Origin of the sequence: Paenibacillus chartarius, assembly GCF_042432825.1 — a bacterium.
Classification (GTDB): Bacteria; Bacillota; Bacilli; order Paenibacillales; family NBRC-103111; genus Gordoniibacillus; species Gordoniibacillus chartarius.
Genome location: NZ_JBHLWN010000098.1, coordinates 20,253 through 44,810, shown reverse-complemented (window position 1 = coordinate 44,810; position 24,558 = coordinate 20,253). Strand labels below are relative to the sequence as shown.

The window sequence follows — 24,558 nt, the reverse complement described above, 5'->3', positions numbered from 1 at the left end:
CGCAACTTTAACCCACGGAACCCACGATGCCGAAACCTACCATGCCGGAACCTACCGGGGCCCAGCCCAACACCGGCCCTAATCAACCCAAACGCCTCGGCGCCAAAGCTGTCTATGCCTTCGCTTTATCGTGCCACAGCGCATGCTGCGAGGCGATGCCCCACAGCTTGAAGAGCATTCGGAGGAGCGGGTAAAGCTGATGAATGATCAGAGCGGCGAGGCCGGCCCACACATAAGAGACAGTTGCGGCCACAATGCCGAAGAGAAGTGCTATGACGCCGACCGCCAAGGCGATGAGGACGACGCGGTGCACGTTGCCGAGCCAGCACAACAGCGTCGGCATCATCCGTACACCGGCGGCGCGGCCGAATTGCACGTACATGAACAGCAGCTGCAGCAGGAACACATATAGCAAATACCCTCCGGCATAAGGGAGCAAAGCAAGCAGCATACGGTCGGATAAAAAGTGAGCTTCGTACAGCGAGCCGACGATGCCGAACAGCCACGGCAGCGGAGCGGCGATCAACACGGTGAGGATCGCGTAGTACAGGAAGTAAATTCCGCCCAGCTCCTTGATGCCTCGGAAAAACCGGTACCCCGCGTTCAGATCTCTCCGCTCCAGCGAATAGAAGACGGCGGCGTTAAGCAGCGGCGTGACGATCATGCGTAACGCGAGAAGCACGGCGAACGTCCACAAGTAAGGCTCGATCAAATCGGTCTTCGTGAGGCGAAAATGGCTCTCCGCATAAAACAGCTGCCCGGCGCCGGAAGGCAGCCCCTCCCCGGGGTAACGGTGAAGCAGCGGCGTCAGAAGCGACGATACGTAGCGGTACAAAATAAATCCCCACAGCAGCTCGTAGACGAACAAGCACACCAAGGCGAAGGGCTGGCGCAGAGCGCTGTTCAGCCCCGAACGAATCCAATTCATCATGCTCCGTTCACCTCCTCACCATGCGATCCAGCGCAGCACAGCTTCGACGAGCTGAGTCGCGCCGAGATTCCAGCGAACGCTCCATACCGGATCAATGGAGGTCCGCAAGTAATTGTTGATATGCCGGTTCTCCAGCACCAGCTGATGCGACGGGTCGATCATGACCCAATCGACCGGCGCGGCGGAGCTGACCTTCAGATCGGTCTGCTGGCCCTTGCCGTCCCAGACGAGGTCGGCCGCGCGGCCGTCGGTGAAGTGCACGTGAATCGGCACAGCCGGGGTCGTTCCGCCATGACGGCGCAGTACGATGGTGTTGTCGTAAGCATTCGCACCGCCCAGTCCGGTCGGTTTCGAGACGACGGCGTCGACGCTGTAGTCGGTCATTAGCCCGCCGTACACGTATTGGTCGAAGAAATCGTCCCACTTGGCCTTCGTCACTTCCTCGAGCACAGTCTGGAAGTCTTGGGTCGACGGGTGCTTGAATTTCCAGCGCTGGAAATACGTCTTCAGCACGCGATCCATCTGATCTTTGCCGATCTGCTTCTCGATCGCGGTCAGCACCAGCTTGGCGCGTGTGTATACGTTGTCGGCATAGACGTCGTGATCCGGGTACTCCCAAGCGTTTTCCTTCAGAGCCGCAGGCGTCGTGATGTAGCTCGATTGGATCGGCAGATTGGAGACCGACCCGTATTCGCTGGCCATCAGATTGTCTTCGGCATAAGAGGTAAAGCCTTCGTCGAGCCATGCTTCCTCGAACTCGTTCGAGGCGACCATGCCGTACCAGTATTGGTGACCGATCTCATGGACGACGACGCGCTCGAGCTCCAGATCGGGCTCTTCCTTGCCGGCGGCCCAAGACGTAATGAGCGTCGGATACTCCATCCCGCCGGCGCCGTTTCCGCCCTCCGGCGGGACGACGATGGAGAGCGTCGAGTACGGATACGGACCGTACCACGAGCTGTAGCGGGCGAGCGCCTTCTTGGCCGCCGTCATGTAGCGGGCCTTGAAGGCGTCGTGAGCGGGATCGAGGTACAGCTTGATTTTGACGCCGGGTACGCCGGTTGTGGAGTAGGGCTCTTCGTAATATTTAAAATGGGGCGATGCCGCCCAGCCGAAGTCATGCACGTCGTCGGCGTAAAACTGATACGTCTTGACGGCTCCGTCGTCGACCGCGGGCTTCGTCGGAAAGCCGGTTGCCGCGACCGTGTAAGCGGAAGGCACTTTGATGCGCACGTCGTAGATGCCGAAATTCGAGTAAAACTCGCTGTTGCCGTGATACTGGTGCAGGTTCCAACCGTCGGCGCTGCGGCCGCGCGTACCCGCGGTTTCGTAGGCGGCGAGCTTCGGGAACCATTGGCCCGCCATGACGAAATCGTCGACATAGCCCATCCGGGCGAAGACGGACGGAAGCTTGACGAGGAACTCGGTGCGCAGCGTGACGGATTGTCCAGGTCCTACGGGCTTCGGCAGCTTAACCTGAAGCAGCGTGCGGTCGTCCTTGTTGCCGTCGTCCGGCTGTACGTACCGCATGCGGGAAGACAGATCGGTGCCGTCCTCGGTGCGGATCGTCTGCAGGTCGATGCGGCCGAAGGAGTCGGATTTGGCTTTGTCGCCGCGCAGCTGGCCGCCGGATTCGCGCATGAACGTCGTCTTCCTCGACTCGAAGGCGTTCGCATACAGATGCAGATACACCTCCTGCACCGGCTGCGACCCCGGGTTGCGCCAGGTGACGCTCTGGCTGCCCTTCAGCTCCTTCGTTTCCGCGGCCAGCTCTACGTTCATGTGGTACTCGACGATCCGGTCGCTCAGCACTTCCGTTTTCGGTACCGGCGCCGGCGACGAGGGCGGGGCGGAAGGCTGCTCGGCGACGGGCTCCGAGCTGTCTTGCTGTGTCGGTATGGAGGTATGGCGGGAAGGGGACTGCTGCATCGCGTACTCGGACAGTCCGGCTATGCCGCCGGCTGCCAGCAGGAGCAAAAGCCAGTGGACGGCTTTGCGCCGTGTGGTTGTGATCATCCTATTCACCCCGTTGACAAGCATCTACGTCATGTATATGTCGGGGCTCGTTCGATTATTTCCGGCTTGGACAAATATCGCGGACATTCATATGATTTTCATACAACGAGGAAGGGTTTGGCAGATTGCTTGTCAAATAGTTGTAGGGAGGATAGATGAAGGAGTCGGATATGGAACATGCAGCTTCGGATATGGCTGGACGGCTGGTCCTGGTATAAAAAATGGCTGATGGCGCTCAGCGTGCTGGCTTTTGCCTGCTCGACGTTTCTGTACTGGACGCCCCCCGGCACGTTCATAAGGGAAAAACTGGCGGAGACGGTCATCATGACGCAGCATCGGTGGTACGCTTGGGTGCTCGTCGGCGGCGACGAGCGGGAGCGGATGGTGCAGGCGCTTTGGACGCGAATCGAGGAGATGGGAGAGGCGGAGCAGCAGTTCGATATGGTCACCGTCACGCCCCGCCAGACACGCAGCAAGGAAGAGCTCATTCGGGTGGAGGATATTTCGGGCTCGGGCTACAAGGGGAAAATGATGTGGGTCTACGACCCGACGAGCATCCGCATGGTCGTACCGGCCAAGCCGGGGATGGGCGAGCGCATCACGGAAATGGTAGAGCGGACGGGCGCCGTAGCGGGGGTCAACGCCGGCGGGTTTGACGATCCGGACGGGCTCGGCAACGGGTTCGCCCCGATCGGGATGATCGTCTCGGATTCGGAGCTGCTGTATGACGGCGGCGGGGGCAAACAGCCGATCGTCGGTTTTACGGCGGAAGGCAAGCTGGTCGTCGGCAATTACACGATCGAGGAGCTGCGGTCGCTGCAGGTGAAGGAGGCGGCGTCGTTTTACCCGCGGGTCATTCTGGACGGCAAGCCGCTCATAACGAGCGGGGACGGCGGAACGGGCAAGCAGCCGCGGACGGCGGTCGGCCAGAAGGCGGACGGGACGGTCATCTTCATCGTCATCGACGGACGCCAGGCGAACTGGAGTATCGGCGCTACACTGCGCGAAGTGCAGGATTTGTTTCTGGCGCAGGGCGTGATCAATGCAGGGTTTCTGGACGGCGGCGCTTCGTCCGAGCTTGTCGTAGGCGGCGAGCTCGTGACAAGGCCGTCGAGCCGGTATGGCGAGCGGCGGCTGCCGTCGGCGTTCCTCGTGTTCGACGATCCGGACTCGGTCGTCGTCACGAACCCGTGGGCCGGGCTCGCCAAGATCGACCCGGGCGGCGCGGCCTCGCATCCGGAGTTCCAGGAGGAGCTCCGGAGGCAGCGCGAGCAGGCGGCGCGCAATCCCGCGCCGAAGGCGGAAGCCCCCGCGGGCTCGGCGGGGGGCGATGGGGCCCCCGGCGCCACGGGCGCGGGGGCGGGCAAGGGCGGCAGCACCGTGACGTCGGGGACGTACGGTGCGGACGGGCCGCCGGCGGGCGCTGCGCAGCAGCCCGCTGGCGGCAGAGGCGGCGCCGCCGGGCAGGCGCCGCAGGCCACGCCGGGCGCTGCGGGCAGCGCGCCCGGGTCAGGTGCCGCAGGCGGCTCGCCTGCGGCTGGCGCCCCGGCGGGCGGCGCAGCGCCTGCCGCAGCAGCGGGCGCGGCGACTGGCGCAGCCGCCGGATCGGGCTCGGCTAGGCCGGCGACACCGGCCGCGCCGCCGCAAACGGTACAACCATAGTTTGTGTAATCATGACGAGGCAGCTGCGGCGGCCTCTTTTTTCTGTGTTGGGACACGCTGCCGGACATGCAACCAGGCGGACTGGCGGCGCGGAGTTCCAATAGGCCTCGATCTATCGTTTGGAGGTCGGAAAAGCTGGATGCAGCGAATCAACCGTCCGGCCACGCAACCATCCCCGCCCCACCCGGTACTACACAAAAATAGCACTATGCGCCGGCCTCGGACGGCGATACACTGAATTCACCAACAGAAAGAGGTGAGTACAGTGAGCAGACGTTTCGTGGAGACGGAAGGACGCCGCTGGATCGAGCACGGGATCATTACCCCGGAGCAGCATGAACAAATCATTCAATTATATCCCGAACGCAAACGGGCTATCGGCTTCGTGCCGCTGTTCGGCAGCATTCTCGTCGGCCTCGGCATTCTGAGCTTCGTGGCGGCCAACTGGCAGGGCATTCCCGAGCTGCTGCGCCTGGCGCTGATGATCGCCGTGATGTCCGGTTTCTACTTCACGGGCCATACGCAGCTCGCCAAGGGCCATGACAAGCTGGGCGTCGCCTTCATCGCTCTGGGCTTAACCGCCTTCGGCTCAGGCATTATCCTGACGGCACAAATGTTCCATCTGGAGGCGTACAACGCATTTTCCTGGATCGCTTGGGCGACCGCAGGACTGCTGCTGACATATCTGTACAACAGCCGCTTTCTCTATGCCATCTCGGCGCTGCTGTATGGTATCGCGCAATTTTACAGCTCGACGAGCTTCCATCAGTTCAGCTATGCGGCACTGTTCCTCAGCATGGTCGGACTCGGGTATTTCGCCTGGAGCCGCCGCGACCGGCTGCCGGTATGGCTGTTCGGCGTCCTGGCGGTCGCGCAGTCGATTATGCTGATCGGGGTCCGCGACTGGAAATTCATCTGGGTGTTCGTTCCCGCCGCTGTCCTGTATACGCTCGGCGACTTGCTCGGCGGCAGCGAAAGCAACCGTCAAGGGGTCCGCCGTCTCGGCGGCGCATTCTACCCGCTGCAGACCGTCGCTCTCATCGCAGCGTTCCTGTTCGACTGGTTCATCGTCGTGTTCGCGGACCCGGACTCCTATCGTGCCGACACGATCCATGATCTGTTGCCTGACGCGCTGCCGTTCCTGATCCCGATGGCCGTCCTGCTGGCCCTGTCGCTTCTCGCCAAAGCGCGCAGCGGACGTGCCGTGACCGCGGCCGACTGGCTGCTCTTCCCGGTGCTGATGTACTTCACCGCCGCAGCGGACGCCATTTACATGATCATTTTGTTCGTCTTCTCGCTGTACCAGCTCTGGCTAGGCTACCATGAGGAATCGCGGCTGCGTGTCAATCTGGCGACGGTGCTGTTCCTGATCAGTACGATGACCGCTTACGGCAAGCTGACGTGGGATTTTATGGACAAATCGCTCTTCTTTATTATCGGCGGCGCCCTGCTTCTGGCTATCTCCTGGGTGCTGAACCGCCGCAAGCGGGACTTCTTCCGGAAGCCGAAGGGAGGCGCGGACCATGTGGACTAAGCATAGAGGCAAGCTCATGCCGGTACTCGTCCTACTGCAAATCGTATTCCTCGTCGGCATCGCCGGATCCTACTACGCCGCGGAGCGCTTCGGGCAGCCGGTTCGCATCAGAACCGCGCCGGTCGATCCGAGAGACATCGTATACGGGGACTACGTAACGCTGAGCTACGAAATCAGCAGCTTGAACCGTACGCTGTGGAAGTCCCCCGGCGAACCGCCGCGGAGCGGCGAGACGGTATACGTCGTGCTCGCGCCGCAATCCAACATCTATACAGCCGGCGCCATCTATCGGAACAAGCCGCAGGCCGAGGCGAATCAAATCACGCTGAAAGCCCGGGTTACCTATATGACCGAAGACATCATCAACGTCCGTTACGGTCTTGAGCGCTATTACGTCCAGCAAAATGAAGGCAAAGCGCTCGAAGAGAAGGCGGCCGACATGCTGGCCGTCGTCAAGGTGGCGCCGTGGGGGACGGCCGTGCTGAGCGGGTTGGAAGAAGAGCGCTGATTCGGGTACAATGGAGGCAGCACTTTTTCACAGATGGAGGCAGGTCAATCCTATGGAAGCGGACAAAACCAAAAAGCAGCTGTCGCTCAACATCGTCAGCTCGAATGTGAATCATAAAGGCTTCGGCGCAGGCTCGATCGATCTGAGCAACGTGTCCGGCATCATCATCGACGGGGACGAAGCTTATGTCGATGCCGGGACGCTGCACGCCAAGAGCAAGGTCGAGAAGGGCATCAAATTTTCGACGAATAAAGACGACGTGCCTAACGGGCGCAAATGCTGGATCGTCTGGGTGGCGGTCGACCGCGCCGAGACGGGCTCGTACTACGCCGGCATGACGGCCTGCGAGATGCTTATCGATACCGAAGCGAAGCGCGGCTGGAAAATTCTCGCCGATCACGTCAACCGCATGGACGCTGCGATGAAGCGCAAATTCATGCTGGAAGGGTTGAATGAGACGGAGAAGCAAGCGCTCAAACGCGTCCTGCTGGAGTTCAATCCGGAGGTGTGGGAGCGTTCGCCGGAGCAGCTCAAGGAGCTTCTTGCCTAAGCGGCGCAGACCTTGAAAAATTTGTGTACAAATTGTGTCAGCCATTGTCGCTCTCAAGCGATCGGGGTATACTAATGCCTAGTGTATGTTACACTCATATACTAGGACAGCAAGAAGGCAGACGCGTGCGTCTGCCTTTTTGTGTTGAGCGGCGGCCTGGCCGCGCAGCCTCCCGTCCGCTCGCGATGTCCATGGCGGGTAGCAACGTTTGGAGCTCGCGCAACCCCGTGGTTTATAGTAATGTAAAAGGTAGGCATATAAGGAAAGGGGAATTCTCAATGTCGGGAAGAAATCAAGAAGAATTGAAGGGCATCTCCCATCTGGGCAATCAGGGGACGACCTATACATTCGATTACAATCCGGGGCTGCTGGAGGCGTTCGAGAACAAGCATCAGGGTCGGGATTATTTTGTCAAATTCAACTGTCCGGAGTTTACGAGCTTGTGCCCGATGACGGGGCAGCCGGATTTTGCGACGATCTATATTTCGTACATTCCGGATGTGAAAATGGTGGAGAGCAAAGCGCTCAAGCTGTACTTGTTCAGCTTCCGCAACCACGGCGATTTCCACGAGGATTGCATGAACATCATCATGAACGACCTGATCGAGCTGATGCAGCCGAAGTACATTGAAGTATGGGGCAAGTTCACGCCGCGCGGAGGCATCTCGATCGACCCGTACTGCAACTGGGGCCGTCCCGGCACGAAGTACGAGCAGATGGCCGAATACCGTTTGATGAACCACGATCTGTACCCGGAGAAGGTCGACAACCGGTAAAACGGCCAAGCGAACGGGGCCGAAAGTCTTCGGTATCGGTACGGATCGTGATGCAATCGGAACGTCGCTGAAGCCGTAGACAAACGGAAAGCGCCCTGCCGGCGCGGCTATAACAGCTGTGCGCGGTCAGGGCGCTTTTACTTCGTTCTATGCTTTGGCGGATTCGTTACCGTGGCGTTACCGTGGCGTTACCCTGGGGGATAGACGCCGAGCAACTCGCAATACGTTTCTCCTCCAGCATAACGCCGTAAACGAGCCGTCCTTGAGACGGCGTATTTGTTTAAGTCTTGTCTTACTGGCCTGCGCCGGCTCCCATTGCCGCCCATTCTTCCTGGCTCGGTCCGTACACGCCCGGCACCTTCAGCCCGGCCAGACGCATCAGTACCGTCAGCTGGCCGCGGTGATGAGCCTGATGGCGGATGAACATGGCGATCAATCCCGGAACGGTGAATTCCATCATGCCCCACATGTTGCGCGATTCCTGCAGCGTAGCGTCGGTCCACTGCGACTTGATCGCGGAGACGGCGGCTTCGCTTGCCTTCTTGTACGACTCGGCCAGCTCCGCTGCGGAAGCCGGAACGACTTCTTCGACCGGTGCCTCGAACTTCAGCCCTGCCTCGCCCAGAATGGCGCCGTGCGCGGTAACCAGGTGCCACGCGAGCTCGCCCAGCGTGCGGTGTCCTGCGGCGCTCGGCTGCGCCAGAGACGCATCGCTAAGAGCCTCCAGCACCTTCTGCGTCAAATACGCTTCGTTCAGCAAATCCTCGGTAACTTCTTGAATGCTGTTGTACATCGTTCATCTCTCCTTCGAAGGAATAAGATCATGGCTCTAGGAGGGGGCCGGCATGCGGGCGGAAGCCTCCCGGGACGTAATATGTCTTCTTCAAGGATAACTTTGTCCCCATCGAGCTGGCAAGTTTTAATTGGAAATTCAATCCAGTAGGCGGCCCGCCTCGTTTCGTTCGTCAGCTGTTCCACCAGCGCTTCAGATCGTTCCACCACGAGCTGTTCTGCCCGCGCTTCAGCTTCTCTTCCTGCTTTTCGTTAGCCGGAGCGCCGCGGTTCGTGCACGCCTCCACCGGCTCCGTTCCTTTCACGAAAGCTTCCAGCTTAGCGTTCTTCATGCAGTCCTCGTTCGCCAGCTTGCCGCTCGCCGGGTCGATATAGGCGGTCACGACGCCTTCGGGGATTTCGAACAATTTTGGCGGAATGGCTTCCAGCACACCCTCCGTAAACTCGGCGAAGATCGGCGCCGCCATATGCGACTCGACCGGATTGACTTTCTTTCCTTTGTCGTAGCCGACCCACACTGCCGTGGCCAGCTCCGGAGTGAAGCCGACCATCCACGCGTCCGTGTCGGTCGTTCCGGTCTTGCCGGCCACAGGCCGCTTCATCGTCGCCGACACCCGGCTGCCCGTGCCGCCCTCGTCGAACACGCTCTCCATGAGGCTGGTCAGCACATACGCGTAGTTCGGGTCGAACACGCGCTCCTCTACGGGAGCCGCTTCGTACAGCACCTTCCCGTTCGGGTCCTCGATCCGCGTAATGGCGATGGGCTCGACGCGTACGCCATGATTCGCAATAATGCTAAACGCCGAAGCCATCTCGAACGGAGTGACCGGAGAAGCGCCGAGCGCCAGCGACGGCATCGCCTTCAGCGGGCTTGTTATGCCCATCTTCTTGGCCGTATCCACGACAGCCTGCGGGCCTATATCGAGAATCGTATGGACGGCATACACGTTGTTGGATTCCGCCATCGCCCGCCGCATATCGATCCACTCGCCGCTGTATTTATCGTTAAAATTACTTGGCGAATACGTATCCTTCCCATCGTTATAAGTGAATACCGTCGGGATGTCCTGGTAGCGGGTAACCGGCGTCATCCCTTTCTGCAGCGCCGTCAAATACATAATCGGCTTGAACGAGGAGCCCGGCTGGCGCCGCCCCGTCACCGCCCGGTTGAACTGGCTCTCGTTATAATCGCGCCCGCCGACCATCGCCTTCACATGGCCGGTACGCGGATCGATCGCGACCAGTGCCGCCTGCAGCTCCTGCGTCCCGCCGACCTGCTTCTGGACCGCTTCCTCCGCGATCTTCTGCGCCTTCAAATCGAGCGTCGTGTAGATGCGGATGCCGCCCTCGTCGAACTGATCCTCCGGAATGCCGAGCTTCTCGATCGCCAGCGTGCGTACATAGTCGCTAAAGTACGGCGCTACCGCCTCTTTCTTCCCGGTCAGAGGCTGGAACGTCAGCTTCTGCGCAGCGGCCTTATCGGCCTCCTGCTGCGTGATGAAGCCGCAGTCCACCATCGTCTGCAGGACGAGCTTTTGGCGGTCGAGCGCGTTTTCCATATTGTAATAAGGAGAATAGTAACGGGGCCCTTTCGGCACACCCGCGAGCAGGGCGCTCTCGGCCAGCGTCAAATCCTTCGCATTCTTGCCGAAGAACAGCTGCGCCGCCGCTTCGATGCCGTAGGTCGAATGGCCGTAATAAATCTGGTTGAGGTACTCCGCCAGAATGCCGTCCTTGCTCATTTGCATTTCCATTTGCACGGCGTACACGGTTTCCTTCAGCTTGCGCGACCATGTCCGTTCATGGGTGAGGTACAGATTGCGGGCGAGCTGCTGTGTGATCGTCCCGGCGCCCTGCACCTTAGCCATATGCTGCAGGTTGACGAGCGAGGCGCGCGCCACCGCTTTGAAATCGACCCCGATATGCTCGTAAAAATGCTGATCCTCAATCGCCAGCGTCGCCTTCACCAGATACGGCGAAATGTCCGCAAGCGGCACCATTTGGCGGTTTTCCCCGTTGTAGAACGAACCGATCAGCTCGCCGCGGGCGTCATACATTTGCGACGTTTGCATGATTTTGGTGGCGGGAAGCTCTTGGGAACGCAAATACAAAGCCGCAACGAACAAGCCCGCGGCCAGAAGCAGGATCGATACGAGCGAAAATGAAAACAGCCGCTTCAGCCGCCGCAGCCAGCGCAAAGCGGGAATATCGTCGTCGGGATCCGGCTCGCGGCCGCGCGGGGGCCGGGAGGGGGCGGTCATTTTCTGCTTCGTCATGCGATCCGCTCCTTGTACGAGATAATGAGTGCAGGAACAAAGTCCCCCTAAAGTGACGTTAACCTCCGAAGCTGATTTCGATTACTTATGGGGGAGCCCCGCTTATCGAAGGAAATATGCTGTTCCTTGTAGGAGGCTTTCTTTACCAGTATGGGGTGCGAGGCGGCGGGGTATTCAGGGGGAGGCGGACAATTGTTAATTTTTTCGGAACTGCCCGTGTTTGTATTGCATTTCGGGGACAATCCTCTATAATACAATTTATGCTAATGGGCACAATGGAAAAGAACCCAAGAAAGAGGGCGAGAATAGATGGAATTGTGGTATACGGAGAAGCAAACGGACAATTTCGGGATTACAGCGAAGATTACGCAAACTTTTGTAACGGAGAAGACCGAATTTCAAGATTTGGCGATGATCGATACGGCCGAATTCGGCCGCATGCTTGTGCTGGACGGCATGGTCATGACGACGATCCGCGACGAGTTTGTCTACCATGAGATGGTGGCGCACCCTGCGCTGTTCACGCATCCGAATCCGGAGATGGTGCTCGTGGTCGGCGGCGGCGACGGCGGCGTCATCCGCGAAGTGCTGAAGCACCCGAAGGTGAAGAAGGCCGTTCTCGTTGAGATCGACGGTAAAGTGATCGAGTATTCGAAGAAATACTTGCCGGAAATCGCCGGCGAGCTCGACAACCCGCGCGTCGAGGTGATCGTGAACGACGGCTACATGCACATTCACGACCACAAAGCTACGTACGACGTGATTATGGTCGACTCCACGGAGCCGGTAGGTCCAGCGGTCGAGCTGTTCACGAAGGGCTTCTACCAAGGCATCTATGACGCGCTGCGCGAGGACGGCATCTTCGTTGCGCAGACCGACAACCCTTGGTTCAAGGCTGACCTGATCCAAACGGTGAACCGCGACGTGAAGGAGATTTTCCCGATCGTGCGCGTGTATACGGCAAACATCCCGACGTACCCGAGCGGTCTGTGGACGTTCACGATGGGCAGCAAGAAGTACGACCCGCTGCAGGTCGACGAGTCCGCGATCCCGGAGATCGAATCGAAGTATTACACGCCTCGTCTGCATAAGGCCGCATTCGTGCTGCCGAAGTTTGTTGAGGATTTGGTGAAGTAAGGTTTGGCGTATAGAGCGGCGTTCCCGTTGTCGGGGGCGCCGCTTTTTGGTGTTTATCTATCGTATTGCATATCATAAAATTCTGTTTAATTGTAAATATGTGGACAAAAATACATATTTACTATATAGGATAGAAACCAACGAGTTATTTATAGCTATTGAAACAAATCCTGAAAAGGCTGAAGTTATTCACTCAACAAAGTAACGGTTTATTCATTTCCTTGTTAGATTGAAACAATTGATATTAATGCCAAATGCAACTTTTTGAACTCTAACGCATCAATAGATATATCCAAATGTTTATAACTGTGCACAAAATTGGGAGGTATAAAATGAAAAGAAGATGGCTAGTTATTTCTGCGGCATTCGTTATAATAGCCTCGGCAGCGATATGGGGTACAAATGCCCTCGTAGCTAATGCTGGTCCGACGACGAATCCGGTGACAGGTGTTGGGTCGGATTTTACCCCTGCGTTACCTGGAGACGAAAACGTCAAAGCTGTAAATAAGGCTGTAGAAGAAGGAAGAATCGAATTTGCACGTCCTAAATGACAAGGATCGAGCCTGGTGGGTTTAAGACGCGCCAGGTTCTTCTTGTTTGTAGAGGGAAGCGGTTACGAGGTAATACCAGTTTTTGAAGATAGCAGAACGGATGATCGGATTTGTCGTGAAGTGGCGGAGGCACTGAACGCCGATTGTGCCCGCACTGTGCGGTGACGGTCACAAGACGGTGTTCAAACCAATTCATCGACCAGATAGGTTAGTGCACTGAGATTGCTGTGTTTAAGGGGAATGTCCGTTTCTTGGGGAGACGCACAAAGCAGCAGTGCGTTTCGTGGATGGAAGGTTCGCGGATGCGGCCCGTCTGAATGGCCTGAGGCGGTTGCGAAGCACTGCGGGGGTCATGCTCCGCCACGTCACAGACACCGCTTATCAAAGCATAGCCGGTAGTTAGTGTCGCAGGGGATCCACCTAGAGAAGAGGGAGAGCGTGCAGTTTGGGAAGTCCGGGCTGTCCGCTTTCGATAACGGTTCCGCAGTCCGTTATTTTTGAAGCAATAGGCCTTTTTCGCAGAATAGAGGTGTGGGGGGGCGTTAATTTTAAGCAAACAGCGAATTTTGGGCTATCGGCGGTCGGGTTTGGCAAAATAGATCCCTGAAAATCCGCTATTCCCGGCAATAGGCTGGTTACGGAGGAAATAGCGCCTCGTCAGTCCTTTATCTCGACGTCATAGAGTGATTTCCGATGCACTCCCGCAGTAGTTAAGCTGGAGTGGAGGCCATCCCTCTTACCGGAGAGCAACCCAGCGAACATGTGTTTGAATCTATCGAATTATGCTATAATGCAATTGGGTGAAAATCCCGCCGGCAATCGGCTTGCTGGGCGGTCGGCCTCCGAAAGGAGGTGATGTGTTTGGACGTGAAAGATGCGTTGACGTTGATGATTAGCTCGGGTGTGCTGCTTGTTGCCATTCTCACGCTGGTCGTGAACATCGTCGTCGCTCTGACCAATAGACGCAAATAGACCGCCCCCTCAGCCAAGGTATGCGGTCTATTCCACAATAGAAACCCATGCCGACCGCCTTTACAGCGGTTTGTCGGAAGGAGTCGTGTTACCAGCACGGCTCCTTTATTTACTATAAGCATATCACGGGAAATGTATGACTTCAATCCTAATCCGCCGGCCCCTTCGTCATCGCAATGACAGTCTGTTTATGCCAGCCACTTCAGATGCCCCCCAAACAAACAAGTATAAATTTACATTCCCTTAACATGAATCGGCCTGTCGTATAAAACTTCTGAGTTACGATGGAGGGGAATCCAGTTGTTTTCGTAGGAGGGTATGCCTTATGCAAAATTTCACTACGACTATAGGCACCGCGCTGGCCGCCGCCTTCAAAGGCGCAGGGGCAGCGAAACGCGCTTGGCGCATCACGACGGTACTTACTGCAGCTGTAATGGTCGCAGCGGTACTGGCCGGATGCGCCCCGCAGGCTGCGCCGGCTGTACAATCCCCGCCATCCGAGACAGCGGCGAAGAAAAACTCCGGCAAGCCGCTGCTGCGCATTCTATCCAGCTCGGAGAACAAAGAGCTTGAACCGATCATCGATGAATACACGGCAGGGCAAGATTTTGACACCGAGTTCGTCTATATGGGATCGATCGACAGCATGGCCGAGCTTCGCACGAACGCCGCCGCCTACGATGCGGTATGGCTGGCTAGCTCGCAGTGGATTGCTCTTGGCGATACGGACAAGAAGGTGAAGAGCCAGAAGTCGATTATGACCTCGCCGGTCGTCTGGGGCATCAAAGCCAGCGTAGCGGACCGTCTCGGCTTCACCGCCGGTAAAGACGTTACCGTCCAGCAGCTGGCCGAGGCGGTACGGCAAAAGCAGCTGACGTTCGCGATGACCTCGGCGTCCCAATCCAATTCCGGTGCGTCCGCGTACATCGGCTTCCTGTATGCGATGCTGGGCAACCCGCAGACGCTGACGACAGCCGATTTGCATAAGCCCGAGCTGGAGGGGCAAATCAAATCGCTGCTCGCCGGGGTCAACCGCTCCAGCGGTTCCTCCGAGTGGCTGAAGGAGCTGTTCCTGCAGGGCGACTACGATGCGATGGTCAACTACGAGGCGGTCATTATCGCCGCCAACAAGAGCTTGACCGCCGCCGGCAAAGAGCCGCTCCGGCTCATTTACCCGGTAAACGGACTAACGGTGGCGGATTACTCGCTCGGCTATATCCATAACGGCAAGCCCGACCAGGAGGAGCGTTTCAAGCGGCTGCAGGAGCATCTTCTCTCCGAGCCGGCGCAGCGGAAAATCGCCGCTCTCGGCCGCCGCACCGGCTTCGGCGGGGTCGTCGCGAACCCGGATCCGGCCGTGTTCAATCCAAGCTGGGGCATCGACGTCAAGAAGGTGCTGTCGCCGATTCCGTTTCCCGAGCCGGACGTCATGATGGAGGCGCTGCAGCTGTACCAGTCGGCGTTCAAGAAGCCGTCCTACACCGTCTTCTGCATCGATTACTCCGGAAGTATGGAAAGTAACGGCGGAGAGAAGGGCGTGAAGGCGGCGATGGAGCTTCTGCTCACGCAGGAGAAGGCTCAAGCCTCGCTGCTGCAGGCTGCGCCGGACGATGTCGTCGTCGTCATCCCGTTCAACTCCAAGGCGCTGGACGTCTGGACTGCCCGCGGCCCTAACGAATTCCCGGCTCTGCTCAGTAAGATCAAAAACCTGAAGCCCGGCGGCGGCACGGACATTTACGATCCGTCGGCGAACGCGCTCGAGCTGCTGCGCAGCGTGGACCAGAACCGCTACGTCACTTCCGTCGTACTGATGACGGACGGCCAGTCGCAGGGCAGCTTCAAGACGCTGAAGAGCAAGTACGACGAGGTCGGCAAAGATATTCCGGTGTTCTCGATCATGTTCGGCGACGCTCAGGAGTCGCAGCTTAAGGAAGTGGCGAAGCTGACCCGGGCGGACGTATTCGCCGGCGGCAAAGACTTGGTTGCCAGCTTCAAGAAGGTGAGGGGGTACAATTGATAAGGCGCGCCGCCGCATTGCCGCAAGTTAAAATCATACTGGCCACGGCGCTGAGCGCCGCAGCGTTCCTCGTGTTTCTGTTTGCGCTGGACTTCGGCGTCATCTTGTCCGCCGTCCTCGGGGCCGCCATCTATGGGGCGCTGCAGCTGCTCCTTACAACCACGGACCCGACGATCAGGCTTTACGGCGAGCTGCTTCGCGAGGCCAGGAGAAAGCTGCACCGGCTGCGCGAGGCATCCGGCGGCCTCCGCAGCCGCGTCGTCCGCGGGCATGTGGACGAGATTATCGCCATAACGAACCGGGTTATTGCGTTTACGGAGAAGAAGGCGACGCAGCTGCCCGAAGTACGGCAGATGTTGAGCTTCTACCTCGATGCGACGGTGCAGATCGTCACCGCTTACGCCGAGACGGCTGCGCTGACCGGGTCGGACAGCCGGGCCGGGAGCGATTTTGCCGGGAAGGCGGAGGAGAGCTTGGAAGCGATTCGGGACCATTTTCACGCGCAATATGAACGTCTCGTACGCAGCGATCTGTCCGACCTGACGGCGCGGATGGAGGCGCTGAAGGAGATGCTGGATTGGGAGGGACTGAGATGAGGAAGGCACAATGGATAGGCGCGCTGGTTCTGCTCGCGATCATCGCCGTCAGTGCGGTCATTAAGCTGCAGATGGACCGGTCCGCACCGGCCGCGGGGGGCGGAGCCGCAGCGCCGAATGCGCCGGTGACGCTCAAAGGTATCGTGGGCAGCGAGAAGGAAGCGTTTTTTGGCGATAAGGAAGTTCTGGACATTGCCCGGACGCGGTATGGGTTTGCGCTCGATATCCGCAAGGCGGGCTCGCTTGAAATGACGGAGGAGGCGGCGCTGAAGGCGAACGACTTCGTTTTTCCGGCGAGCGAGACGGTTGTGGAGCAAATCAAATCGTCCGTGCAGGTGACGGGGACGGAGGAGGTGTTCCGCACGCCGCTTGTCTATTATTCATGGGACGCGGTTACGAGGCTGCTCAAGGAGCGCAATATTGTGCGCGATGCGGGAGCGGACGTGCTGGAGCTGGATACGGCGAAGCTGGTCGAGCTGATTGCGGCGGACAAGAAGTGGGAGGATATCGGGCTGAAGGTGTTCGGGCCTATTGCCGTTGACACGTCCGACCCGGCCAAATCGAATTCGGGCAATGCCTATGCCGCTCTCGTGGCGGCGTCGCTGAACGGGGGTAATCTGGTCACGGCGGATCGGGTGGACGGGCTAATGCCGAGCCTGCGGAACATGTTTGCCAAGACAGGCTTCAAGAAGTCGTCGACAACCGATCTGTTCGAAGAGTACGTAAAGACCGGCATGGGCAGCCATAAAATTATTGTTGGTTATGAAAGCGATGTGCTGTATTTTTCCAAGCAAAATCCGGACGTTTGGCAGTCGCTCCAATCCTCCGTTGCGCCGCAAATCGTTTATCCGGCGCCAACGATGTGGTCGGTGCATACGCTCGTTACACTGAACGAGAAGTCGAAGGGAATGACGGCCTTCCTGCAGGACCCGGATGTGCAGCGCATCGCTTGGGAGCGCTACGGATTCCGTACCGGACTGATCGGCGTCACGAACGATCCGGCGGCTTTCCGGGTGAAAGGGATCGCGAGGTCGATCGACAACGTTATGCAAACGCCCGATTATGCCACGATGCAGAAGCTGCTGGAGGCGTACCGGGCGAAGTAGGCATGCTTTGGCGGGGGAGCGGTAGGCTTTCGGTAAGCTGAGGCCTCGGTAAGAGGGACGCCAGGGCGCCGCGAGGCATTCGTGAGGTATTCGTAAGGCTGCTGCAAGTCATTTGTGAGGCCTCCGACATGCTTCGAAAGGCATTGGAAGGCGGACAGGCCGCACGATCAGGCGGACACGGCTGGTGTCTGGTGTCTGCCGATTGCCGGGGCGAAGAATGCGCGTGCAAAGCTCTAGGCGGGTTGCCGGGGTTGAGCGGAAGAGCGTTTTTTGGCCCAGCTCGCGAAGCCTTCCGCCGCCAGCTTGAACCCGCAGCACATTGCAATGTAGATCGGGAACGAGTACAAGGGGCTCCAAGCGATCTCCCGGTAAATTTGCATCCACTTGGCGAGCGGTTCGAAAACAAATGCAAACAGGGTCGCCATCCCGATCGTAACCGGGATAAAGCTGCGCCACCTGGGGGCGTATTGGAAGGCGAGCATGCTGAATATGGAAATCATCCAGTCGATTTCGACAGCTCGGGGGCCCCAGGGCAGGAACATTTTCGGATAGTCCCACAGCTGCAGCTCCCCGCCTATCGTATCGGCTATCGTGCTGAAGAGGAAGATCAACAAGCCGTAGAGCAATTGGATTTTGGCGGATTCCCATCGGACCAGACGGGCCCAGATGAACGTAAGCCCAACCGCAGCGCCCACCAGGAACAGCCATTGCCAGGAAAATAGCACATTGTGCCGCCAATACTCCCAACGCATCCTGGTGAGCTCCTGCTGTATCTGTTGCATGCGGTCCATCTCTGCGGAAGTCATTGCCGTCGCCTCCAGAATCCGTTAATCGGTTTACCGGTTATCTTTTCCTAAAGCGGCGGTTTTTAGTTCATAAAGACTGTGCCACAGGTAAAATGTCGCATACGCCTCCCATCCGGCCCAGCCCGCGAACAGCGACTGCAGCTCTTGCGGCGTCGGCTTGCGGTCAAGGCCGAGCTGTGCTTTGACGGCGTTGTGGAGCCCCGCATCGCCGATAGGGAACGCGCGCGGATCGCGCAGGCAGCGCATCCGCACGTAGTGCGCCGTCCACGGCCCGATGCCGCGGACGCGCACCAGCTCGCGCTCGGCGGCATCGAAGTCGCCGAGCGCGAGCAGCGCGGCCCGCGACAGCTCGCCGCGCTGCATGAGGGCGGCCACCTCGCGGATGGCGGCCGCTTTTGTTTTGGTGAGCTGCAGGGCCTGCAGCTCACCCGGGTCGGCGCCGGCGAGTGCCGCGGGGTCCGGGAAGCGCCGGTATGTCCGGCCTTCCCGGTCCGCGGCTTCGCCGTAAGCCTCGGTGAGCCTTCGCTTCAGCTTGTAAGCGAAGGCGAGGTTGACCTGCTGGCCGGCGATAGCCCAGCAGAGCGCCTCGAACAGATCGGGGATGCCGATCAGTCTCAGCCCGTACATGCTGCGCGCGAGCGGGCCGAGCACGGGGCCAGCTTCGGCCAGCCGCTGCCATGGCGCGAGGTCGCGCTCCAGATCGAACCAGTCGCGGATATACGACTGAATGCGGGAGAGCTCCGCATCGCTCTGCGGCGCACCTTGCAGGAAGCGTACCCGCAGTGCGCGGTCGTCCGGGCAGGAGATTTCCAGGAGCGCGCTTTCGGCGGCTCCCTCCGCCCGGATGAGACGGATTACCTTGTCGCCGTCGACCTCGTACAAGCATTCGAGCGGCGAGCGCGTCATGTACTCGAGGCAGCGTTGGAACCGGAACGGCTGCGAGACCGGCAGCTCAAAACTCAAATCGGGCATGTCCGCCGTCCACCACGCCTTCGATCCGCTCCAGCTCCAGCAGCCGCCGCTTCATCGCGAGTCCGCCGCGGAAGCCGGTCAGCTTGCGGTCTGCGCCGATAATGCGATGGCACGGCAGCAGCACCGGCACCGGATTGGCGCCGTTCGCCATACCGACGGCCCGGACGGCCTGCGGCCGGCCGACAGCGCGGGCAATGTCGCCGTACGTCCGCGTCTGTCCGTAAGGCACCTCGCCGAGCGCCTGCCATACGGCACGTTGAAAGTCCGTTCCGATCAGGTCCAGCGGCACGTCCGCGAACGACACCGCCTCCCCCGCAAAATACGCCCGCAGCTTGGCAGGGACGCCGCCCATCCGCTCGAACGCCCCCTCGTCCTGCTGCAGCCGGGCGCCCGGCGCGACCTTGTCCGTCCACCCCCGGAAATGCTCCAAGCTCTCATGCGGGAAAATAACCCGGCACAAGCCACGCTCCGACCCGATCAGCGTCCACTCTTGGCCATCCAGCTCGATAGCCGTCCATAACAGTTGTTGTCTAGCCGTTGCCATAACGTCCTCCCTCTGGTAGTAACCGTACCGATAAAACTCCCGTGCATAGGGTGATCCATCTATTGAAACTGCCTTAATCATTCCCGCTGGCGCCGGGGGGCCCGCCGAGCTGACTCCCGTCGCCGTTAACTCGCAAACCGGTTTTCATGCGCTCGTCGCCGCTAAGGGTCTTATCCCCGTTATGAATCTCACTATCGCTAAGGGTTACATACCCGTTATGAGTCTCGCCATCGCTAATAGCTTCACCGCTGCTAATGCTCCGGCTGCTTTCGGCCCTGCGGTTTGCGCTTTCGCTGCCAGCAGCCTGAGCTTCCGATAACCTGCTCTCACCAAGCTCCCGATAATCCTGAGGCGACATGCCGGCATGCTCTTTAAACCACATGGCAAAATGGGACGCGCTCTGAAACCCTACCGTCCGGGCAATCTCGGCAATACGGAGCTGACCCGCCACAGTCGGCGTTGCCGGCATTCCCGCCGCAGCCGCTGCACCCGGCCCCGATGCTCCCGTTCCGGAAGTCACATCCGCACTCGATGCCCCCGCAATCGTCTCCGGGAGCACCGTCCCAGCAGCCGCATCCGACCCCGGCGTCACCGTCGGTGCCGTCACAGCCGTCGGCGATGCCGTCACACCCGACGGCGTCGCCGTCCCGTCCGCGGCCATCAATGCCGTCGTCCTATCCGCCGCAACCGACATCGGCACTCCTGCTACCGCCCCCGCCGGTTCCTCTCGCAGCTCAGTACCCGCCATCTCCCCGTCTCCCGAGCCGTCCGCTCGATAAGCGGCGCTGCCCGCCGTCAACAGCCGCTTCGCCGCTGCAAAACGCACATCGTGCAGCTTCTCCATCGGCGAACGTCCCGTCACCCGCTTGTACGTCCGCTGCAGATGGAAGGGGCTGACAGCCAGCCTCCGCGCCAGCTCACGCAGCGTCAGCCGCTCGCCATAGTGCGCTTCTATCCACGCATCAGCCTGGACAGCCAGCGCCGCATCCGGGCGAAGCGCCCCGTTCGCCTCCGGCCGGCACCGCTTGCATGGCCGGAACCCGTCACTCAGCGCCGCATCCAGAGAACGGTAAAACGTAATATTTTCACGATAGGGGGTTCGCGCCCGGCAGGAGGGACGGCACACGATGCGCGTCGTCTTCACGCCGGTATAGTACACGCCGTCGTAAGTGGACTCCTTCCTGGCAATCGAGGCATACAAGTGCTCAAACAATGTCGGATCCAGATCGCTCACCGCCTTTCCGTTACGCCCAGTATACCCCCCGAGGGTCGCGTATTCCAATGGGGAACGACTAGGAGAGCAACATTTCGACAGCGGCGGCATGCTCTGTAAGGCAACGTCGGCAATAACTTGAAAATGCAGGAATTGTCCTTTTCAGGAGGATTTTGTCGAATTGATATAGAATCCCGGAGGTGATAAGGCACGAAAACAAAGAAATTCACTTAGAAAGCTGGAGGAGTTACGTTTTGAAAGGGTGGCTTGGAAAAAACATTCGCAGTTTGTTCGCCAAATTGCTTTTGATTTCAATTCTGTGCATGACGATCCCGATGCTGTTCATGCTGAATTATGTTTCGAGTTCCACAACCGATATGCTGGAGAAGGATGCCGCTCTATCGGTGCAAAACATGGCGCTCGAAAAAGCGGACGATATCGATTCGGCCTTTTCGGATCTCGCCGTAATCGCGACGAACCTCGCAGATCAACCGTACGCCGTCGAGTTTTTTTCGGATCTGAAGGCCGGCAAGAAGCTGGATCCGGTCAAGAAACGAAAGCTGTCCGCCTATCTGGAACAAAAAGTAAAAGAATCGAACGGCATGTTTGATAACATATTCTACGTTTATGACGACGTAGCGATGATTGACGGGCTTGGCGGCAAAAGTGAAGGCTTCAAATTCGAAGGCCCGGCTCTAACGTGGCTTCAAGACGTACGCAAGAGCAAGAAAACGGCCGTCGGAGCTGCTGTGCCTTCGCCGGCAACCGGCAGCCCTGTCGTCTCTGTCATGGCTCCGGTCATCGACCGCCAGACGGATACCGTCATCGCCGCGCTTGTCATGGCGGTTCAGCTCAATATCAGCTCCTCGGCGATTGTAGGCAATAAAGCGGATTCGACAATCGATACGATGATCGTCAATCCGGACGGCCTAGTGATCTCCTCCAAGGACCCGGCTCGCATCCTCAAGCTTGATTTAAGCAAAGAACAAGGGGAATTAGGGGGATTTTATCAACAGTTCAAGAGTAGTCCGTCGGGTGCCGGTACGTTTGCATGGGACGGAGTCCGCTATATCGCGTATTACGTCAAGGGCAAAACGGAAGGCATGTATACCGTTTCTTATATGCCGACCGAACACTACTTGTCCCGAATTAACGAAATGAAGCGCAGCGTTTCCTGGCAAATTATTCTAAATATCCTCATTGCCTCCGCCATCATCGCTTACTTTACCTACCGGATTATGAAGCCGGTGAAGCTTGCAGCGGAGCGGCTCCAGATTCTCGCGACCGGCGACTTCTCGCAGGATATTCCGCAGAAGTATATAAGGTCCAGGGATGAGACCGGCATGCTGATGCGCTCCATGCAGGACATGAAGGAGAAGACGAGGGATATGATTGCGACGATTGCGAAGCAGTCGGAACAGCTGGAACAATCCGTTGCCGTCGTCAATTCCAACTTATCGGAGCTTAACAGACAGATGGAAAATGTCACCGCAGCCGCCGAGGAAATGTCCGCAGGAGCGGAACAGACCGCCGCTTCCGCGCAAGAAATGAGCGCTTCGTCGGCGGAGCTCGAAAGAGCCGCTTTGTCTATTGCGGTGAAGGCTCAGGAAGGAGCTTCGGCTTCCGAGAAGATCAGCTCCAGAGCGAAGCAGCTCAGCGAGAATGCAATTGCCTCGCAGCAGTCGGCGGGCGACGTCATCAGCCGCGTAAGGGCGGGGATGGTAGCGGCCATCGAGCAATCGAAGTCGGTCGATCAAATTAAAGTGCTGTCGGATTCGATCCTGCAAATTACGTCGCAGACGAATTTGCTCGCCCTCAATGCGTCCATTGAAGCGGCAAGAGCGGGGGAAGCAGGCAGAGGCTTTGCCGTGGTCGCAACGGAAATCCGCAAGCTGGCGGAAAACTCCAAATCTGCCGTCACCGAAATTCAGGGTGTGGCGGACATGGTGATTTCTTCCGTGCAGAACCTGCAGATGAACTCGGAAGAGCTGATTCATTTCATCGACCGATCGGTTATGGATGACTACAAGCGGATGGTGGAAACCGGGGATCAGTATTTCCGGGACGCGGAGTATGTGCTGGAATTGGTTACGGACTTTAGCGCCACCGCCGAGGAGCTGAGTGCATCCATCCAAAATCTGGCGTCGATTGTCGGCGAGATTACGACGGCGAACGGCGAGTCGGCGGCGGGTACCGAGTATATCGCTCAGCAGGCCGGCAAATCTCTCGAGCAGACGGGGCAGGTGGCCCAGGCGGTTCAGGAGACGAAGGAGAGCGCGGAAAGCCTGAAGAGCATGGTGTCGACGTTCAAAGTATAAGGCGGCTGTATGAAAACGAAGAGGCTGGTTCCATCCAAAGCTCTCGTTGAGACGACGTAGTATTCACATGCAAAATTCAGATGCAAAAGAATCTTCATCTCCATGGAGTCCGTGGAAGTGAAGGTTCTTTTTGCATGAGATTGCGGCGGCCCGAGATCGATAGCACGCAGCTACGTTAACGATGCAAAACATCGTTAACGCCCCCAGCCATGTCCGCATCCGGTACGTTAACGATGCAAACCATCGTTAACGCCCCCAGCCATGACCGACAGCAGCCACTTTAGCGATGCAATCCATCATTACCCCGCCCCATCGCCCCAGCACAGCATCACCCGCCGCTCTACATCCGATACGATCCGCGGAACTGGGCCGGCGTCATCCCCTCTTGCTCCTTAAACAGCTTGATGAAATAGCTCGCATTCCCGTACCCGACGCGCTCCGCCACCTGCTGCACCTCCAGCTTCCAATCCTGCAGCAGCAGCTCCTTCGCCTTGCGCAGCCGCACCCGCTTCAAGTACTCGAACGGCCGCATCCCGAGCGTCTGCTGGAACAGATGGCACGTATGCTGCGGCGAGACGCCGAGCGTATCCGCCAGCATGTCCAGCGTCAGCGGCTCGGCGCTGCGCTCTTCCATCAGGCTGAGCACCGGAGCGAGCTGCTCCGCATGCTGCCCCTTGGAACGCAGCTCCGAGGCCGAGCCGTATGCGGACAAATCGAGCACAAGCTCGTACAGAACGGCAGACACGCGCAGCGACCGCAGCGGATCGGCCGATTGGGCGCCCGCGAGCGCCTCCCGGCAGCGCAGCAGCGTCCGCTCCGGGCTCGAAATATGCAGCGCCTCGGTGCGCAGCAGCCCCAGCGTCTCCAGCATCTCGGCCGCCTGCCGGCCGTTCCAGGAAATCCACACGACCTCCCAAGGCTCCTTCACGGCGGCATATTCGTGCTCCTCGTGCGGATACAGCAGCATGCCCTGGCCCTTGGACACCGTCAGCCGGCGGCCGTCCGCCGCTTTCAGAACGCCCTGCCCCGACACGGTCTGAATCCATTGAAAGTCGGGAAAACCGTGCTCCCGCCACATCGGCTCCTGATGCGCCCAGCCGCCGACGCTTGTCACATACAGCGGCAGCTGTTTATCCGCCTCCGTCAGTACGCTAAATACATTCACCAGCATTGTCGATCGCCCCATTCAAAGCCTGTTCCCTTATCATATCACGCTCCGTCCGGCTTCTGCACAGCTTACCCTCATTGAAAATAGCCCCGCAATACTATACACTTATAGCT

General features: G+C 58.8%; 21 protein-coding genes. 12 read left to right on the top strand and 9 right to left on the bottom strand.

Features of this window, described 5'->3' with window-relative positions; genetic code table 11:
* Window positions 1-112: 112 nt before the first annotated feature.
* Entirely contained in the window at window positions 113-931 is an 819-nt protein-coding gene (locus ACFFK0_RS24200) for a hypothetical protein (RefSeq protein WP_377472948.1), read from the bottom strand.
* 15 nt (window positions 932-946) lie between these two features.
* The gene (locus ACFFK0_RS24195) at window positions 947-2,947 is read right to left on the bottom strand and encodes a M1 family metallopeptidase (protein ID WP_377472947.1); all 2,001 of its coding nucleotides are present in this window, start codon (window positions 2,945-2,947) and stop codon (window positions 947-949) included.
* 177 nt (window positions 2,948-3,124) lie between these two features.
* Between ACFFK0_RS24195 and ACFFK0_RS24190 the strand changes: the two genes are divergently transcribed.
* The 5 genes from ACFFK0_RS24190 to queF all read left to right on the top strand — a co-directional run bounded on the left by ACFFK0_RS24190 (window position 3,125) and on the right by queF (window position 7,977).
* Complete coding sequence (locus ACFFK0_RS24190) at window positions 3,125-4,609, top strand: phosphodiester glycosidase family protein (RefSeq protein WP_377472946.1); 1,485 nt, start codon at window positions 3,125-3,127, stop codon at window positions 4,607-4,609.
* 265 nt (window positions 4,610-4,874) lie between these two features.
* Window positions 4,875-6,143, top strand: a complete 1,269-nt coding sequence (locus tag ACFFK0_RS24185) for a DUF2157 domain-containing protein (RefSeq protein ID WP_377472945.1) — start codon at window positions 4,875-4,877, stop codon at window positions 6,141-6,143.
* Window positions 6,133-6,651, top strand: a complete 519-nt coding sequence (locus tag ACFFK0_RS24180) for a GDYXXLXY domain-containing protein (RefSeq protein WP_377472944.1) — start codon at window positions 6,133-6,135, stop codon at window positions 6,649-6,651. The genes ACFFK0_RS24185 and ACFFK0_RS24180 overlap by 11 nt, the downstream gene beginning before the upstream one ends.
* A gap of 52 nt (window positions 6,652-6,703) precedes the next feature.
* Window positions 6,704-7,201, top strand: coding sequence for a YwhD family protein (locus ACFFK0_RS24175; RefSeq protein WP_377472943.1), 498 nt, complete (start codon window positions 6,704-6,706; stop codon window positions 7,199-7,201).
* A gap of 278 nt (window positions 7,202-7,479) precedes the next feature.
* A complete protein-coding gene (gene queF, locus ACFFK0_RS24170; protein ID WP_377472941.1) occupies window positions 7,480-7,977 on the top strand; it encodes a preQ(1) synthase in 498 nt (165 codons plus the stop codon).
* A gap of 292 nt (window positions 7,978-8,269) precedes the next feature.
* Here queF and ACFFK0_RS24165 read toward each other — a convergent pair whose 3' ends face one another.
* Both ACFFK0_RS24165 and ACFFK0_RS24160 read right to left on the bottom strand, forming a co-directional pair.
* Window positions 8,270-8,770: a DinB family protein gene (locus ACFFK0_RS24165; protein ID WP_377472940.1), complete on the bottom strand. Its 501-nt coding sequence runs from the start codon at window positions 8,768-8,770 to the stop codon at window positions 8,270-8,272.
* 172 nt (window positions 8,771-8,942) lie between these two features.
* Window positions 8,943-11,045 carry a transglycosylase domain-containing protein gene (locus ACFFK0_RS24160; protein WP_377472939.1) on the bottom strand — a complete coding sequence of 701 codons (2,103 nt, stop codon included), beginning with the start codon at window positions 11,043-11,045 and terminating at the stop codon, window positions 8,943-8,945.
* Window positions 11,046-11,354: 309 nt separating this feature from the next.
* Here ACFFK0_RS24160 and speE point away from each other — a divergent pair, with 309 nt between their 5' ends.
* The 6 genes from speE (at window position 11,355) to ACFFK0_RS24130 (ending at window position 17,424) form a co-directional block, all read left to right on the top strand.
* Window positions 11,355-12,182 (top strand): polyamine aminopropyltransferase, encoded by an 828-nt coding sequence (speE, locus tag ACFFK0_RS24155; protein WP_377472938.1) that lies wholly within the window; start codon window positions 11,355-11,357, stop codon window positions 12,180-12,182.
* A 332-nt stretch (window positions 12,183-12,514) separates the two neighbouring features.
* Entirely contained in the window at window positions 12,515-12,733 is a 219-nt protein-coding gene (locus ACFFK0_RS24150; RefSeq protein WP_377472937.1) for a hypothetical protein, read from the top strand.
* A gap of 855 nt (window positions 12,734-13,588) precedes the next feature.
* Window positions 13,589-13,705 carry a putative holin-like toxin gene (locus tag ACFFK0_RS24145; RefSeq protein WP_377472935.1) on the top strand — a complete coding sequence of 39 codons (117 nt, stop codon included), beginning with the start codon at window positions 13,589-13,591 and terminating at the stop codon, window positions 13,703-13,705.
* Between the two features lie 325 nt (window positions 13,706-14,030).
* Window positions 14,031-15,722, top strand: a complete 1,692-nt coding sequence (locus tag ACFFK0_RS24140) for a substrate-binding domain-containing protein (protein ID WP_377472934.1) — start codon at window positions 14,031-14,033, stop codon at window positions 15,720-15,722.
* 17 nt (window positions 15,723-15,739) lie between these two features.
* Window positions 15,740-16,318, top strand: coding sequence for a 5-bromo-4-chloroindolyl phosphate hydrolysis family protein (locus tag ACFFK0_RS24135; protein ID WP_377472933.1), 579 nt, complete (start codon window positions 15,740-15,742; stop codon window positions 16,316-16,318).
* On the top strand, window positions 16,315-17,424 hold the full coding sequence (locus ACFFK0_RS24130) for a hypothetical protein (RefSeq protein ID WP_377472932.1): 1,110 nt from the start codon (window positions 16,315-16,317) through the stop codon (window positions 17,422-17,424). The genes ACFFK0_RS24135 and ACFFK0_RS24130 overlap by 4 nt, the downstream gene beginning before the upstream one ends.
* 233 nt (window positions 17,425-17,657) lie before the next feature.
* Here the strand turns inward: ACFFK0_RS24130 and ACFFK0_RS24125 are convergent, their stop codons facing one another.
* From ACFFK0_RS24125 to ACFFK0_RS24110, 4 genes are all read right to left on the bottom strand, one after another.
* Complete coding sequence (locus tag ACFFK0_RS24125) at window positions 17,658-18,176, bottom strand: CBO0543 family protein (RefSeq protein WP_377472931.1); 519 nt, start codon at window positions 18,174-18,176, stop codon at window positions 17,658-17,660.
* A gap of 84 nt (window positions 18,177-18,260) precedes the next feature.
* Window positions 18,261-19,202, bottom strand: coding sequence for a DNA-3-methyladenine glycosylase family protein (locus tag ACFFK0_RS24120; RefSeq protein ID WP_377472930.1), 942 nt, complete (start codon window positions 19,200-19,202; stop codon window positions 18,261-18,263).
* Window positions 19,183-19,746 (bottom strand): methylated-DNA--[protein]-cysteine S-methyltransferase, encoded by a 564-nt coding sequence (locus ACFFK0_RS24115; protein ID WP_377472929.1) that lies wholly within the window; start codon window positions 19,744-19,746, stop codon window positions 19,183-19,185. Before ACFFK0_RS24115 ends, ACFFK0_RS24120 begins: the two co-directional genes overlap by 20 nt.
* Window positions 19,747-19,819: 73 nt before the next feature.
* Window positions 19,820-20,980: an Ada metal-binding domain-containing protein gene (locus ACFFK0_RS24110; protein WP_377472928.1), complete on the bottom strand. Its 1,161-nt coding sequence runs from the start codon at window positions 20,978-20,980 to the stop codon at window positions 19,820-19,822.
* A 233-nt stretch (window positions 20,981-21,213) separates the two neighbouring features.
* On the opposite strand from ACFFK0_RS24110, the gene ACFFK0_RS24105 reads away from it, so the two are divergent.
* Complete coding sequence (locus ACFFK0_RS24105) at window positions 21,214-23,277, top strand: methyl-accepting chemotaxis protein (protein ID WP_377472927.1); 2,064 nt, start codon at window positions 21,214-21,216, stop codon at window positions 23,275-23,277.
* Window positions 23,278-23,617: 340 nt separating this feature from the next.
* Here the strand turns inward: ACFFK0_RS24105 and ACFFK0_RS24100 are convergent, their stop codons facing one another.
* Window positions 23,618-24,463, bottom strand: coding sequence for a helix-turn-helix transcriptional regulator (locus ACFFK0_RS24100; protein WP_377472926.1), 846 nt, complete (start codon window positions 24,461-24,463; stop codon window positions 23,618-23,620).
* Window positions 24,464-24,558: the final 95 nt, after the last annotated feature.